Raw genomic sequence first — 14,553 nt, forward strand, 5'->3', positions numbered from 1 at the left:
TCGGGGATACGTAAGCCGCATACAAAAGGTTTTGTAAATGTTCAGTGGTTATACAGTGTGTCGATCCGATCGAACGAGTCGACATCAGTCGCAACGACGTTCGGTGGGCGTCGTCGATTCAAAAGCGCGGTGTCCGATCGACGGATTCTGAGATAAAGTTAAGAACGTGCCGTCACAGGAATCCGTATGGAGAAGTGTCCACGATGTTCGTCCCCGCTCGAGCGGCTTTCGCTCGCCGACGTGACGACGGTGACGTGTGGCCATTGTGGGTACGCCGATGTTCCGGTCGAACACGAACGAGAGTTCCCGGAACTCGAATCGTGGCGGGACGCCTTCAATCGATTTTACGACATAACCGAGAGTACCGATGAAGAGTAAGCCGCGCCAAGGGGGGTTTACAGCGGGTGAAAGCGATGGTGAGGTCGCTGTTATTCGTTCGCCGTGGCTGCTTCTGCTTCTTCCTCGTCGCGGTCGTGGTCGACATCTTCGTCCGAACGGGCGGCGACGAGGCCACCGCGCGCGACGCTGTAAAGCGGTTCGTTCGCGTGGGTAACGCCGCTGATCGAGAACGGAATGTTCGCGTCCGCTAAGTGGTCACGGAAGAGGTCCTCGAACCCGCTCGGGCTCGAGGTCCCGCCGGTGACGACGACGGGAACGTCGAGTCCTTCCTCGACGTCTTCCTCGTCGACCTCGCTGACGATGTTCTCGATGACGTAATCGAGGAGGTTCTCGTAGTAAATCGAGAGGGCACCTTCGACGCCGCCCACGTCCGTGGTGAAGTCGAGTTCGAAGTCGTCCTCTTTGATCGAGGTGACCTTGTCGACCGGCGTCCCGGTCGCTCGAGCGGCCTGTTCGTCGACCCAGTCGCCACCGCGGGCGACGGAGAATTTCATGACAGGGACCGCGTAGTACGCCAGACAGACGTTCGTCATCCCCGCGCCGAAGGAGATACCGAGGCCGGTGAAGTTGTTGTCCGCGAGTTCGGAGTAGATGACGGACATTCCCTCGTTGATCGGCTCGGCGTCGTATCCCATGTCGTTCAGGAACGACTCGATCGTCTTCTGGTGGTAAAGCGTCGAGAGATCGTCGTCGATCGGATCCGCGGGGGTCGAGAAGTAGAGTTTCTCGTCAGGATAGGTCGGTTCGCCGACGACCTGTTCGATGATGAGTTTCATCATCGGGATGGCGGACTTCTCGTCGTTCGAGAGAATCCCGTGTTTCATCGGTCGCCGCGTTTCCTTGTTGAAGATGTTCGCAAAGTTCAGTGCGTCGTCGCCAACGACGTACACTTTGTCGTCCTTACGGATGTGGAGGACTTCGCTTCGAGAGAGCATCTGCTCGGCCATATCCGAGTACTCGATCTCCACGAAGGAGTTTCGTTGCTGTACAAATACCGTGTCATCGCCATCCTGCTGGGCAGACAGGATGTTCATTGTCCCAACGTCTAGGCCTTTGGCCATAGTTTGGGAAGGCCACCGACAACTTATAAATCTATGTGGATTATTTTTATCTGGAACAGAGTAACGAGAACCGACAGTTCGCGCAGTTGCAACTGGATTACTTTCGGCCTAAGAGCGAGCGCAACCGTTCGACAACCGAACTAAACGGTTTCGTCACAGTATCGAGCGCACCGCTCGAGTCGTCCGTCGCCATTTCTTCGGCCCGCTTTTGCTCTCTGAGTTCTTTGAGCTTCGCCGTCTGATCCTCGACGGACGAACTCGAGGTCGTCGTCTTCGTTTCGCCCCCTTTGAGTCCCTTGAGACCCGCCACCTGCGAGTCAACGCCGGACGATCGGGTTGTCGTTGCGGTGTTGTCAATCTCGACGTTATCGAACTCGTGACCACTAAAACTGAGTTTCGTGTTGTCGCCTTTTTCGACACCGCCCCAGGATAGTTCGACGTCTTCCATCGCAGCGTCGATATCCTGTTGAATCTCCTCGTCAGTGTAGGATTCGTCCGTCTCTCGGTCGTCGGCTGCGGTTCTCTCACCGACCCCGGCCGATTGGGCGAGTTCGAGATAGTGTGCGATCAGCGCGCCGCCGGTCGAGGCGATGAGCCCCGCAACGCCGACTGCGTACACTGCAACGACTGCTACCGTGTAATCCTGTCCGTGACCGTTCCAGTCTAGAGGATACGCGTGAAAGAATCCGAGAACGGCTCCGAGCGTCACTGTCGCACCCACGAGAGAGGTATACAGCATTCGTCGGTTCGAGGGCAACAACACGACGATCCCGAGCATCATCGCCGGAAGCGACAACATTCCGAACCCGTAGGCCGGTTCCGTCCACATGACGTATGTCGACGAACGTGCTTCGTAGGTGCTTCCCCAAATGAAAAGTACCAACGCTGTTACCGCGAGTCCGATACCACCGAAGAACAGGCCAAATCCAACATAGATGTCGTTTCGGCCCGACGGCTCGCCAATGTATCGACGGTAGAGGTCGAATAGGTATCCGTCCGAATCGCCTCGTGCTCCCATTGACACCTCGTTTATACTGCAGTACCATGACTTTTCGGACCACGAGAACGTGACGACTGCCAACAGGTCGTCTCACGTCGCCGCCGAACCCGTTAGGAAGTCCCGCTTTCGTGACGGTGGCGAAACGGTCGACTCCGAGACTTAGTCGGAACGCGTGATTCCGTAACTGAGCCGGAAAGCGCCGCCGTTTTACGTGCGCCCACGAATGAAAACATAATGAGCCAGCAGTCGGAGTACAGCGAGGGAGACCTCCGAAACACCGGAATGAGCCTCAAGCACGACCGAGAGTGGGACTACGAACTCGAGCGGATCGTCGACGAAATCGACGAACGCGACGCCACCAAGGTCGGGCTCCAGTTCCCCGAAGGCTTGAAACGTCGCGGACCGAAGGTCGCAGACGACCTCCGGGAACGCGTCGGCGAGGACGTGACGATCATGCTCTCGGGACAGCCCTGTTACGGAGCCTGCGACCTCGATACGTACCTGATGAAACGCACCGACGTCTTCGTTCACTTCGGCCACTCGCCGATGAAGGACACGGACAAGGTGATCTACGTGCCCCTGTTTTCGAACGTCGACGTCACGCCGATCATGGACGAAGCCCTCGAGACGCTCGAGGATCCCGAAGACGACCCCGATGTCGGCCTCGTGACGACCGCCCAGCACATGAACCTCTACGAGGAGATGAAAACGTTCCTCGAGGAGCGCGGCTACGATGTCGACAGCCGCCGCGGCGACGAACGGTTGACCCACGAAGGGCAGGTGCTCGGCTGTAACTACGCGAGTGCGGACGTGCCGGCAAACCAGATCCTCTACGTCGGCGGCGGTAAGTTCCATCCGCTCGGCCTCGCGATGGAACACCCCGACAAGCACGTCGTCATCGCCGACCCGGTCAACAACGTCGTCACCGTTGCGGACACTGAAAAGTTCATGAAACAGCGCTACGGCGCGATCCACCGCGCGATGGACGCCGAAAAGTGGGGCGTCATCTTCTGTACCAAAATCGGTCAGGGTCGCTGGGAGCAAGCCCAGGACATTCTGGACGAAAACGACAACGCCTACCTCATCACGATGGACGAAGTCACGCCAGACCGGCTTCGGAACTTCGACATGGACGCGTTCGTCAACACCGGCTGTCCGCGAATCACGACCGACGACGGCCCGCAGTTCCACAAGCCGATGCTCACCCCGGGCGAGTACGAAATCGCCGTCGGCCACGAACCGCTCGACAGTCTCGAGTTCGACACCTTCCACGGCACCTGGTAGCCGAGTCTCGAGGAACTGTAACCCAAAATACATTTATGGTATTTCCCTCTCGATAGAGGCATGTCCGCCATAGCGGTCTCGCTAAGCCTGGAACTGGGCACGCTCCTCAGTTCTATCGCGCAAACAAGCCCTGGGTCGCAATCCCCGTCCAACCCTGGACCGCAATCACCGTTTGACCCGATGCTTTCGATCTTTCTCGAGGTCGTTGTTCAGTTCGTCATAACGCTGATCATCGGCACGCTCGTTCTCGGAGTTGCACCGGAGTGGTCGAAACGAAACGTCGACCGCATGCGTTCCATGCCCGGCGAATCGTTCCTGTACGGCTTGCTTGCGCTCGTCATCGCTATCGGAAGCGCGGTCGTTCTCGTAATCACGATAGTCGGCGTGTTGGTCCTCATTCCCGGGTTACTCGTTTTTGCGATCGGCCTCTTACTCGCCTCCGTTTTGGCGACTGTTGCAGTTGGAACGGCGCTCGTCGGCGGGTCCAGTTACTGGCAAGGATTGGTCGTTGGGTCGCTGCTCGTTTCCCTCGTCTCCGTGGTCCCGGTGTTCGGTGGAATACTCGATTTCGTTCTCGTGAGTACCGGTCTCGGATCGTTCACGTACGGATTCTGGAAGTCGACGTGAGTCAGTCAGAGTGAGTCTCTCTCAGGATTTCTTGGGATCGTACTGATGTGAACACGACAATTAACAGGCGTCTCTCACCCTGTACGACGACGCAGATTCCGTCACAACGTGCGAACAGTGCTCGTGGTATGACTTTTCATTCTTGCAGTCCTAAGGGGTTTGGGAACGTGCTTAATGAGGTGGCGTCCCCAGAATCAGTAATGACGAACTATGCGTACGGTCCGACGAGTAAACCTGGAACTGGCGACGAGAAACGACTCGATGCCGTGCTTGAAGCGTTTGCCAGCCCCGTCCGACGACGCCTCGTTGCGATTCTATTCGAGTCCCCGAACTCGAGCGTCGGGGCGTCGGAACTCGCAGAGCGACTCGAGGCCGACGACGACGCGCCTCAGGTCGGGTCTCTCGAATCACTCCTCATCGATCTGCACCACCGTCATCTCCCGATTCTATCGGATGCAGGATTGATAGCCTACGAAACCGAATCCAGACGCGCTACGGCGACCGTCGACCCCGCCGCTCTCGATGCAGATATTCAGGATGCGTTCACGTTCCCGGAGAAAAACGCCGAAGAAACGGATGCTGCGTTCGAAGCGGTCGCCGATCCACGCCGACGATACATCCTCGAAACCCTTGCAGGAACGTCCCACGCCGTAACTGTCGAAGCAATCGCAGTCGATCTCAGTCAGCAACTGCGAGACGGCCGCAACCAGCCGACATCGACCGGTGACTGGAAGCGCGTTCAGGGACTCATCACGCACACGGATCTGCCGCTTCTGGCCGACGCCGGACTCATCCACTACGATCCCGAGGCGAATCGAGTTCGCTCCCGGACGCCAGAAGACCGAGACAACGAAACGGCCGCCATCGTCGAACTCTCGACCTCGTGTTAGTTGAGAACGGAACCGACGGACCGACTCTTCTCGACCATTTCGTCGAAAACGGATCAATTTCGACTAGACGGTTCGATTCTAGCGATCGTGTTCGACTCCAGCCACTCGGTTCGATCGTAGATAGACCAATCAACCACAGCTAGGCGGATCGGCCACAGCTAGACGGATCGGCCACAACTTTCACGAACTGAAGCGGAAACGACAACACTTACGCACGTACTCCGATCATGCACAGGTATGACAACGAGCGACTGGGACGAGTGGCTTGTTCGTGCGATAGAGGACGCCAATCCGGACGGCGTCGCCATCTGGTACTTCGGCTGCAACGGCTTCGCACTGAAAGGCAGCGACGGAACGACGGTCTTTATCGATCCGTACGTCGGAATCGGAGACCCTCCGCGAACCGTTCGGATGATCCCGATTCCCTTCGATCCGGCGGATATCACCGACGCGGATGCGATCCTCGCCACCCACGAACACACTGATCACGTCGACGGACCGAGCCAGGCTCCGATCCTCGAGAACACCGGCGCAACGTTGTACGGACCCGACGACAGCCTCGCCGTCACCCAAGAAGAGGGGTGGACAGACGAGTGGGACGTCACCGACGAGCAGTTCGAAGAGGTTACGGAAGGTGACACGATCGAAATCGGCGAGTTTACCCTCCACGTCGAGGAAGCGAACGATCCCGATGCGACCCATCCCGTAAGCTACGTCATCGAACACGAGGCGGGGACGTTCTTCCACGGCGGCGATACGAAACCGTCGGACGAGTTCGAGCGAATCGGCGACGAATACGATATCGACGTCGGCGTCCTGGCCTTTGGTACCGTCGGGAACGTTCCCGACAAGGAGACCGGCGAACCGAAACGAACCCGCTGGTACAACGACGAGAACCAGATCATCGAGGCGGCGAGTGCACTCGAACTCGACACGCTCTGTCCGAGTCACTGGGACATGTGGCGGGGACTGACAGCGGACCCGAAAGCACTCTCCCATCACGCGAACAGTTTCGAATATCCAACGGACCTCGAAATCATCGAGATCGGAGACAGAGTCGACCTCTAAGTCGCCAGCGGCGTTCGTCAGTTTAGCACGTTCTCCGAGCCAGAACGGCACGTTCCTGGGCAATGTAGCCTTCTACCGTTTCAAATCGCCACCGTCGACACTGCCGTGCAATTTATAGTAATGGTAAGTTAATATTGCGTTCATGAGTTCAGCCGCTGACATAGACGAGGTAATCGAGACGCGTTCTGACGGGGTGACTGTCCGGAAACTATTTGCAGCCGACGAGTTCCCGGTTCCTGCAATTCGATTCGAAATCGACTCGAGCCGCGACGAAGCGGTCACCGTCACTGTTTCTGAAGATATTCCCGAATCGTTTCCCATGGATGGTGTGGGGTTCCATCCAAACTACTACAGTGAGGATTGGACTGCGTTTCAAGATCATCACGTCGAGTTCACTCGAACGCTCTCTCCCGAGGAGACGCTCGTCACCGTGTACGGCATCCGTATCGGCGACGACTCCGAAGCGGGTCAGTTTCTGACCGACTCCACTACCGTCGACGTGGAAACGGACGACGAGAGGATTGAGGCGGCTGGCGATGCGGACGACCGAGAGAACGCTTTGGGTGGAACCGAAGCGGCGGGTAGCAACGAAGTCGACGACACCATGATCGATGAGATCATCACAGACGATCGGAATCAGGTCGTCAAAGACATGATATCCGGCGATTCGGACGCCGTCCCCGGTCTCGATGAGGATTCCGCCCCCGAAGAATCGGGCGTGGACGAACCGGCGGCGGACGATGCCGCTTCTGAGGCAGACGATGCCGACGATCTCGGTCTCGAGGACGACGACGGCACCGAGGAAACTGTGGAAACTGAAGAGACACAAGATGGCGACCAGGCACACTCCTCCGGCGTCGATCTCGACTTCGAGGAAGACGACATTCCGGGTCCGGAAGACGACGAGACGGAGTCGGTCGACGACCCTGAAGCTGAACTCGGTCTCGGACCCGAGACGAATTCCGAAACCGAATCCGACCGCGCTGATGCGATCGGCGACACAGAGACGACCCCTGAGGACGAACCCGAATCCGAATCAGTTGACGACGAATCCGAGTGCGAACCAGTCGACGGCGGCGAATCCGAGTCCGAAACGGCAGTGGGAGCGCCACCAGCAGATGGCGAGTCGCACTCCGTCAGCGCACAGCTCGCGGACGAAATCCGATCCGGATCCGTTAGCGAACGGGATCTCGAGATCCTCCGTTCCGAACTCGATATCGAAATGAACGGCCCGGATCTCGCGAGAGTCGACCACCTTCAATCGCGCGTCGAGGAAGTGGCCGCGTACTCGGGAGCGATCGAAGAGTTCCTCGAGGAGTACGGCACCGGCGAGCAGATTATCGAGCAGTTCAGGGCCGAACTCGAAGGGGTCGAATCCGAACTCGACTCGATGAAAGGACGCGTCGACGCCACCGAATCCGAACTCGACGAAGTCGTTTCGGACGTCGATCACGTCGAGTCCGAGACGGCGCTGTTCGGTGAGGAATTGAACTCGGCGACGGACCAACTCGACGAACTTTCCGAGGAAGTCACCGGCATCGATACTCGTTTCGAGGAACTGGAATCCGAAATGGGAGAGACCCACAGCGCCGTCGACGAACTCGAAGCAGACGTCGAAACGAACAGGTCCGACGTCGAGAAACTCGAGGCCGATATCGGTGACGTCGTCGAAGACGTCACAATCGTCGAAGAGTCCGTCGAGGACGTGGAAGGAACCGTCTCGAAGGTCGAACAAACCGTCGAAGACGTCGAAGATACCGTCACGACGGTCGAAGACACCGTTACAACCGTCGAAGAATCCGTCGAGGACGTGGAAGGAACCGTCTCGGAGGTCGAGCAAACCGTCGACGACGTCGAAGATAGCGTCTCGACCATCGAGGAGTCGGTCGACGACGTCGAATCGACAGTTGCGGAAGTCGAACAGTCAGTCGAAGACGTCGAAGGCGAAATCGAGACGCTCTCCGAAGACATCACCGAATTGAACGACTGGCGCGATCAGCTCGGCTCGATGTTCTCCAACTGAGCCGGGAGAACGACAAAACGCAACTCGTTTAGTTCTCGGTTGTCGATTTTGGGCCAATGGGCGAGACGATCCCGATCGCGATTCCTCGAAAAGGACGACCACTCGAGTCGGTACTGGACCGGTTGGCGACCCGACTTGGGGTCGGCAATCTCGCGGACGACGTCAGTTCGACGCTTCGTCACGAGAAGGCGCTCACGAAGGGCGCACTTTCGAGCGACTACGACGTATACCATCGTCTCGCAGACTACAGCACCGTCGACGATCCGACCGAACCGGAGTACACCCTGTTGCGCGACGACCGCGCGGGGAAACCGCGCCGGATCGTCTTCGATAGCGTCACGATCCCGCTCGAGGGCGTCGACGGCGTCCCGGACGGGACGTCGATACAACTGGTCGGACGGGAGGAACCGTTTCGCGCGCTTCGCACCCACGAATTCGCGCTCGGCTTCGACAGCGCTGACCTCGTCCTCGAGGAAGTCGTCGAGTTGCGTGCGGATCCGTTAGAGCGAATCGCCGATATCAACGCCCGGATCGACCCGTCAGATACCGACGTGCAAGTCGTCACCGGCCTCGGCGACACCGTCTATCACACGTTGATGGCGACCCCTGACGCGACGCCATCGTCCGAATCGATCGACCGTGGATTTCTCGAAGAGTACACCGGATCGCTGTGTATCGTCCCGCGATACGAACGACTCGTTCAGGCCGTACTCGGCACGGACGCGCTCGAAGGCATCAGCTTCGAGCATCCGGCTCCGTCGGTCGAAGAAGAGGCGGCCATCGCCAATGCGGGCGTGGGCGTCTATCTGACGGTCACCGGATCGACCGCTCGAGAGCACGGCCTCTTGCTCGGCGAACAACTCTTCCCGAGCGAGACGGTACTGATGGAAAACACCGCCGAAACGGACGAAATCATCGCTAGCGTTCGATCACTGCTGGCGGACGGCGAGGCAGAAACCGAACTCGCGGTCGGTCTCGGCGAGTAACGACGCAACTCGAGCCATACTGCACGTCTGAACCGGCAGAACCTCGTTCGTCACGTCGCGGGTTGGTCGTCGACGAGTCGACGTTCTTCCTCGTCGCGAATTATCGTGACTTCGCCGTCGCGAACGACGATATCGAGCAACGACGCGACGTCGTACTCGCTGTCGACCATCGCGTCGCCGCCGTCGACCTTCCGCATCGCGACGACGATATCGACGATGTTCGCACCGATGGACTCGAGCGCTTCGGTGATCGCTCGGAGCGTCCCGCCGGTGCTGAGCATGTCGTCGAGCAAGAGGACGTTGTCGTCCTCGTCAACGTCGTTGATGTACATCTCGCTCTTCGAGTAGCCCGTCTCCTGTGTAAGCGAGACTTCACCCTCGAGACCGTACTCGCGTTTGCGAATAACGACGAGCGGGATATCAGTCGCCAGCGAGACGGCGGTCGAGATGTGGATCCCCATCGCGGCCGGGGTGACGATTTTGTCGACGTTCTCGAGTTCCGCGGCGCGGACGATCCGGGTGACCACTTCTCGAAGCAGGCTGGGCTCGAGCACCGGAACGCAGTTACTGATCGGGTGGACGAGGTACTCGTAGTCGTCCTTCTCGATGATCGGCGCGTCGTGAACCGATCGCTCCAGTTTCTCCATGCCGATACTTCTTGTGGCGCGAATAAAAGCTATTGATTGGCTCTTGGTCCCTCGGTGGGGAGACGACGCTTCGACCGAAGAGCCGCGCCGTTCCTCGAGAAAAGAACCTATAAATGCGGGATTTGAGAGGTGAAAGACAACGCTTCATGTCTGAGGAAAGGGATGGTGAAATAGAGCTCGCGTACGAACTCGACGAAAAACCACCGTTATCCGAGGCGATTCCGCTCGGCATTCAACACGTCCTGGTGATGATCGTTCCCTCGACCGCAGTCGCGTTCCTCGTTGCAGGCGAAGTCGGTCTGGGGGCCGCAGATACGGGATATCTCGTCCAGATGGTCCTGCTGTTTTCGGGCCTCGCAACGATTATTCAAGCGTACACGATCGGACCGGTCGGCGCCAAACTCCCGATCGTCATGGGAACGAGCTTTACGTTCCTCGGAGCGGCTAGCGCAATCGGAAGTCAGCAGGGGTTGGCGGCCGTCTTCGGAGCGATATTGGTCACCGGAATCGTCGTCGAAGGGCTGATAGGCTGGCAGTTCAGGCGCATCGAGCCGTTTTTCCCGCCGCTGGTAACGGGGCTAATCGTGATCATCATCGGACTCTACCTCATTCCGACGGGAATGGAGTATTCCGCGGGTGGAGATCCGGGTGCAACGGACTTTGGCTCCGTACAGAACCTCGGGCTCGCGGGCCTCGTCTTGCTAATTGCAGTACTGTTCAATCTGTTTCTCGATGGAATGGCACGCATCCTTAGCGTCTTCATCGGAATCCTCGTCGGCTACGTCGTCGCCGTCGCATTCGGCGTCGTCGACTTTAGTCCGATCGGCGACGCGGCGTTGTTCGAAGTTCCAACACCGGGCGAGTTCGGGTACGCGTTCGATCCCGTTGCGATCGTTACGTTCGCGTTCCTGTTTCTCGTTTCCGCGATGGAGACGGTCGGTGACATGTCCGGAATCACCGCTGCGGAGGGACGCAACCCCGACGAAGAGGAGTTCCGCGGCGGAATATTTGCGGACGGGCTCATGAGTTCTATCGGCGCGATCTTCAGTTCGTTCCCGGTCACGTCGTTCTCCCAGAACGTCGGAATCGTCAACTTCACCGGGATCATGAGCAGACACGTCGTCGGGATCAGCGGTATCTTTCTCGCCATTATGGGCCTGAGCCCGATCGCCGGAGCAGTCGTTACGACGATTCCGGACGCGGTCTTCGGCGGCGCCGTCCTCGTGATGGTCGGCATGGTCGCGGCAAGCGGAATGCGATTGCTGTTCTTGAACGTACAGATGAACCGACGGAATATGGTCATCATTTCGACTGCCCTGGGTCTCGGTCTCGGCGTCGCGGTTGTCCCCGAAGCACTGCAGGGGCTTCCACAGGGTGCACAGACGTTCTTCGGCGAGGCGGTCATCATGACCGGACTCTCCGCGCTGCTTTTGAACACGTTCGTTCCGGGCGACTCGAGTCCGTTGTTCGACGACCCAGACGGCCCAACCGACCTTGGTGATTCTGAGGGGTCGGATCGGGACGGACCGAGCGGTGTCGACGACTGAACGAATCGTTCGAAATCGGGAGGCCCGCTCGAGGTGAGGTGCTCACCAATATTTAAGCGATTAGACGGTAACGGCTACTCGTGAAACGAATCATCAGTACGGACGACGCACCGGCGGCCGTCGGCGCGTACAGTCAGGCGACCACGAACGGTGACCTGGTCTTTACGGCAGGACAGATTCCGCTGACCCCGTCGGGCGAACTGCTCGACGACGAACCGATCGCCGAACAAACCGAGCAGAGTCTCACCAACGTCGAGGCGGTCTTAGCCGAGGAAGGCCTCGAGATGAACGACGTTCTCAAAGTCACCGTTCTTCTCGACGACATCGATACGTTCGACGAGATGAACGAGACGTACGCGGACTTTTTCGACGACGAACCGCCGGCTCGGAGCGCGTTTGAAGTGGCCAACCTTCCGAAAGGCGTCGGCATAGAAATCGAAGCGATCGCGACGAACAACTGAGATCGCGACGAACAATTGATTCGATTACGGGCGCGCGTCGTCGGTCTGCTCTCGGTACGCTTCGAGATCGAGTGCAATTTCGGACGCTTCCTCGCGAACTGCCTGTGCATCGATCGAACGCACTTCCCCGCCCTCGACGAGCACCTCGCCGTCGACCATCGTGAACTCGACATCGTCACCGTGGGCACCGAAGACGAGATGCGAAATCGGTTCGTGCAACGGCGTCGCCCGCGTTTTGTCGGTATCGATGCCGATAATATCCGCACGCCATCCAGGGCGAAGTTCGCCGAGTTTATCGAAACCGGCCGCCTCCGCGCCGGTTATCGTCGCCATTTCGAATATTTCCTCTGCGGGGATCGCAACCGGATCGAGTCGGTCGACTTTCTGGAGCAGGCTCGCCTGTCGCATCTCCGTGAACGGGTCGAGCGTATTGTTACACGGCGGGCCGTCGTTTCCGAGGGCAACCGGAATCCCGCGCTCGAGATAGTCCATAATCGGTGCGACGCCGCTCGCGAGTTTCATGTTCGAAGAGGGGCAGTAGGTGACGTGGGTTCCCGTCTCGGCGAGAATCTCCCGTTCGCGTTCGTTCGTCCAGACGCAGTGGGCCAGCACGACATCCTCGCCGGTAAGCCCGACCTCGTCTAACCACTCGATGTTTCGCATACCGGTGTCCGATTCGACCGTTTCGATCTCACCTCGGTTCTCGCTCGCGTGCGTGTGAATTCGAACACCGTCGTAGGCGTCCGCGAGCTCTCGAGCCCCTCGGAGACACTCCTCCGTACACGAGACTGCAAAGCGGGGAGTTACCGCGTAGCGAATTCGGTCGTCGAACGAGCCGTGGTACCGCTGAATCAGCCGTTCGGATTCCGCGAGCGCTTCCTCGGTTTCTTCGATCAGGCCTTCGGGCGAACGCTGGTCCATCATCACTTTCCCCAGAACCCCGCGGATTCCGCTCTCACCGGCGGCTTCGAACGCCCTGTCGGCGTGGTTTACCGATAGGTGGTCGATACAGGTCGTCGTCCCGCTCTCGATCATCTCGAGGTAGCCGAGTGTCGCCGCAATCCCCATCTCGTCGTCCGATAGCGACGCCTCCATAGGGAGGACGTACTCGAACAGCCACTCGAGAAGTTCCGAATCGTCGGCGATTCCCCGTCCCAGACTTTGCACCGAATGAATGTGACCGCCGACGAGCCCCGGTGCTAGAATATCGTGTTCGTGTTCCTCGAGATCCGGATACCGATCGCGGAGATCGCTTCGCTCCCCGACCGCAGCGATTTGGGATCCCTCGACGACGACCGCACCGTCGTCGAGTACGGATCTCGAGTCGGCGATAACCGTTCCGGAGAGTAGCATCTATCCCCAGAATTCGTTTCCAGGGTCAAAACGATTTGTTCTGTGCGGTGGGGCTGAGAATGGACGGACCTTCATCCTCGACCTATTCCCATTCTTCGGTATAGCGATATGAGATTTATCTGTCCGACATTGACCACAGGTATAGTGTCACCACCCGACCATAACGAACATGGAAACAATGACCAATACTAACTACGCGGTTAGAGCCCCTAACTAAGCAACGGCAGTTGAGAGGGACGAGACCGGTCATCCGATAGCTCACGTTATGAATCGACCTCGCTGAACCGAATTCGGACTCGAGACTCGAATCGACGAACTCCGAAGACGGTAGTCGCCCGATAGTGCCCGCATCGAACGAACTACCCGCAAAGACAAGCGGAGAATAGTTTGATCAGCTAGTGAAGTCGACTCGGTGTCAAGCGAGCGGTGTTCTCTGGTCATCAAGCGAAACCAGAGTTTTGCGGACATTGGAAATTCTGTCGGGAGGAAGCCCTGCCGATTTCGCAGGAACTTCTGACCGCGCCTAGCTCCGATTCGTTCACTCACGGAAAATAGAAAACCGTACGACGACCCTGAGGCGTTCGCGTAAACTCCGTGTTATGCTCGAGTAGAGGTAGGGGCACGTACTCCCCGCTCACGCTCACGTCCATAAAACGGCCGTTCGCCGGGTAAAAGATACCGTTAGTCCCACACTATTCAAGCGCACCTCTCAGGTGTGCTTCTATCGCTTGGTTGTTGCTTGCGTTCGAAGCCACAGTGTGATCTTCGAGCCAATCTAGAGTAGGGGCATCTCGCCCGTCCTGTGAACCGGCTCGAGTCGGATTCTGAGGTGGCGAACCAGGGGATAACGCACGCGGAGTGACTCAACACCGCTCTCGATAACGCACCATGTATTCGATTCGCCCGAGACTCGAGTCAGAACTGCAAACGGAACAAATACACCCAGTTCACCCGCATCTGAACTCGTTCTTGGGACGGACCGTATCCGGTGTTCGTTTGGAATCGACGACAGAGACAGTCGTCGAGTCGAAAAGCGTTAGTCACGACTCGAGCTCCCGATTTCCGCCAAAGCGAATACCCGGTCGAGGATAGCGCTCTCGGAGCCCAACGAGGAGCTGACTTCGACCGACGGAACGATACGTCTGTAGTCGTTCTAACAGCCCCTGAGTGCCCTGTGAAGCCGCTTTGTTGTTGGCCACGTCTAAGT

At 58.3% G+C, this 14,553-nt stretch carries 13 protein-coding genes; 9 read left to right on the forward strand and 4 right to left on the reverse strand.

The window, feature by feature from the left end; all coding sequences use genetic code 11:
* Window positions 1-186: 186 nt before the first annotated feature.
* A complete protein-coding gene (locus tag ACZ5C7_RS16355; RefSeq protein ID WP_464377345.1) occupies window positions 187-378 on the forward strand; it encodes a hypothetical protein in 192 nt (63 codons plus the stop codon).
* A gap of 50 nt (window positions 379-428) precedes the next feature.
* On the opposite strand, the gene ACZ5C7_RS16360 is transcribed toward ACZ5C7_RS16355, so the two are convergent.
* Window positions 429-1,460: a disk-shape morphogenesis protein volactin gene (locus ACZ5C7_RS16360; RefSeq protein WP_464377346.1), complete on the reverse strand. Its 1,032-nt coding sequence runs from the start codon at window positions 1,458-1,460 to the stop codon at window positions 429-431.
* A 97-nt stretch (window positions 1,461-1,557) separates the two neighbouring features.
* On the reverse strand, window positions 1,558-2,478 hold the full coding sequence (locus ACZ5C7_RS16365; protein ID WP_464377347.1) for a cell division protein CdpA domain-containing protein: 921 nt from the start codon (window positions 2,476-2,478) through the stop codon (window positions 1,558-1,560).
* Between the two features lie 216 nt (window positions 2,479-2,694).
* Here ACZ5C7_RS16365 and dph2 point away from each other — a divergent pair, with 216 nt between their 5' ends.
* From dph2 to ACZ5C7_RS16395, 6 genes are all read left to right on the forward strand, one after another.
* Entirely contained in the window at window positions 2,695-3,744 is a 1,050-nt protein-coding gene (dph2, locus tag ACZ5C7_RS16370; protein WP_464377348.1) for a diphthamide biosynthesis enzyme Dph2, read from the forward strand.
* A gap of 60 nt (window positions 3,745-3,804) precedes the next feature.
* A complete protein-coding gene (locus ACZ5C7_RS16375) occupies window positions 3,805-4,371 on the forward strand; it encodes a DUF8173 domain-containing protein (protein ID WP_464377349.1) in 567 nt (188 codons plus the stop codon).
* 200 nt (window positions 4,372-4,571) lie between these two features.
* A complete protein-coding gene (locus ACZ5C7_RS16380; RefSeq protein WP_464377350.1) occupies window positions 4,572-5,261 on the forward strand; it encodes a DUF7344 domain-containing protein in 690 nt (229 codons plus the stop codon).
* A gap of 237 nt (window positions 5,262-5,498) precedes the next feature.
* Complete coding sequence (locus tag ACZ5C7_RS16385) at window positions 5,499-6,329, forward strand: MBL fold metallo-hydrolase (RefSeq protein ID WP_464377351.1); 831 nt, start codon at window positions 5,499-5,501, stop codon at window positions 6,327-6,329.
* 142 nt (window positions 6,330-6,471) lie between these two features.
* Window positions 6,472-8,352: an AAA family ATPase gene (locus ACZ5C7_RS16390; RefSeq protein WP_464377352.1), complete on the forward strand. Its 1,881-nt coding sequence runs from the start codon at window positions 6,472-6,474 to the stop codon at window positions 8,350-8,352.
* Window positions 8,353-8,408: 56 nt separating this feature from the next.
* Complete coding sequence (locus ACZ5C7_RS16395) at window positions 8,409-9,338, forward strand: hypothetical protein (RefSeq protein ID WP_464377353.1); 930 nt, start codon at window positions 8,409-8,411, stop codon at window positions 9,336-9,338.
* A gap of 50 nt (window positions 9,339-9,388) precedes the next feature.
* Here ACZ5C7_RS16395 and hpt read toward each other — a convergent pair whose 3' ends face one another.
* Window positions 9,389-9,985: a hypoxanthine/guanine phosphoribosyltransferase gene (gene hpt / locus ACZ5C7_RS16400; protein ID WP_464377354.1), complete on the reverse strand. Its 597-nt coding sequence runs from the start codon at window positions 9,983-9,985 to the stop codon at window positions 9,389-9,391.
* 146 nt (window positions 9,986-10,131) lie between these two features.
* Between hpt and ACZ5C7_RS16405 the strand changes: the two genes are divergently transcribed.
* Window positions 10,132-11,532 (forward strand): uracil-xanthine permease family protein, encoded by a 1,401-nt coding sequence (locus ACZ5C7_RS16405; RefSeq protein WP_464377355.1) that lies wholly within the window; start codon window positions 10,132-10,134, stop codon window positions 11,530-11,532.
* Between the two features lie 80 nt (window positions 11,533-11,612).
* Window positions 11,613-11,993, forward strand: a complete 381-nt coding sequence (locus tag ACZ5C7_RS16410; protein ID WP_464377356.1) for a Rid family detoxifying hydrolase — start codon at window positions 11,613-11,615, stop codon at window positions 11,991-11,993.
* 24 nt (window positions 11,994-12,017) lie between these two features.
* Here the strand turns inward: ACZ5C7_RS16410 and ACZ5C7_RS16415 are convergent, their stop codons facing one another.
* Window positions 12,018-13,346 (reverse strand): 5'-deoxyadenosine deaminase, encoded by a 1,329-nt coding sequence (locus tag ACZ5C7_RS16415; protein WP_464377357.1) that lies wholly within the window; start codon window positions 13,344-13,346, stop codon window positions 12,018-12,020.
* Window positions 13,347-14,553 lie beyond the last annotated feature (1,207 nt).

This window comes from Halostagnicola alkaliphila (assembly GCF_055379965.1).

What these genes read in the sequence shown, in the direction of transcription:
- ACZ5C7_RS16355 (WP_464377345.1), top strand. Translation starts at nt 187, where the DNA reads ATGGAGAAGTGTCCACGATGTTCGTCCCCGCTCGAGCGGCTTTCGCTC.
- ACZ5C7_RS16380 (WP_464377350.1), top strand. Translation starts at nt 4,572, where the DNA reads ATGACGAACTATGCGTACGGTCCGACGAGTAAACCTGGAACTGGCGAC.
- ACZ5C7_RS16415 (WP_464377357.1), bottom strand. Translation starts at nt 13,346, where the DNA reads ATGCTACTCTCCGGAACGGTTATCGCCGACTCGAGATCCGTACTCGAC.
- ACZ5C7_RS16375 (WP_464377349.1), top strand. Translation starts at nt 3,805, where the DNA reads ATGTCCGCCATAGCGGTCTCGCTAAGCCTGGAACTGGGCACGCTCCTC.
- ACZ5C7_RS16385 (WP_464377351.1), top strand. Translation starts at nt 5,499, where the DNA reads ATGACAACGAGCGACTGGGACGAGTGGCTTGTTCGTGCGATAGAGGAC.
- ACZ5C7_RS16390 (WP_464377352.1), top strand. Translation starts at nt 6,472, where the DNA reads ATGAGTTCAGCCGCTGACATAGACGAGGTAATCGAGACGCGTTCTGAC.
- ACZ5C7_RS16405 (WP_464377355.1), top strand. Translation starts at nt 10,132, where the DNA reads ATGTCTGAGGAAAGGGATGGTGAAATAGAGCTCGCGTACGAACTCGAC.
- hpt (WP_464377354.1), bottom strand. Translation starts at nt 9,985, where the DNA reads ATGGAGAAACTGGAGCGATCGGTTCACGACGCGCCGATCATCGAGAAG.
- dph2 (WP_464377348.1), top strand. Translation starts at nt 2,695, where the DNA reads ATGAGCCAGCAGTCGGAGTACAGCGAGGGAGACCTCCGAAACACCGGA.
- ACZ5C7_RS16360 (WP_464377346.1), bottom strand. Translation starts at nt 1,460, where the DNA reads ATGGCCAAAGGCCTAGACGTTGGGACAATGAACATCCTGTCTGCCCAG.
- ACZ5C7_RS16365 (WP_464377347.1), bottom strand. Translation starts at nt 2,478, where the DNA reads ATGGGAGCACGAGGCGATTCGGACGGATACCTATTCGACCTCTACCGT.
- ACZ5C7_RS16395 (WP_464377353.1), top strand. Translation starts at nt 8,409, where the DNA reads ATGGGCGAGACGATCCCGATCGCGATTCCTCGAAAAGGACGACCACTC.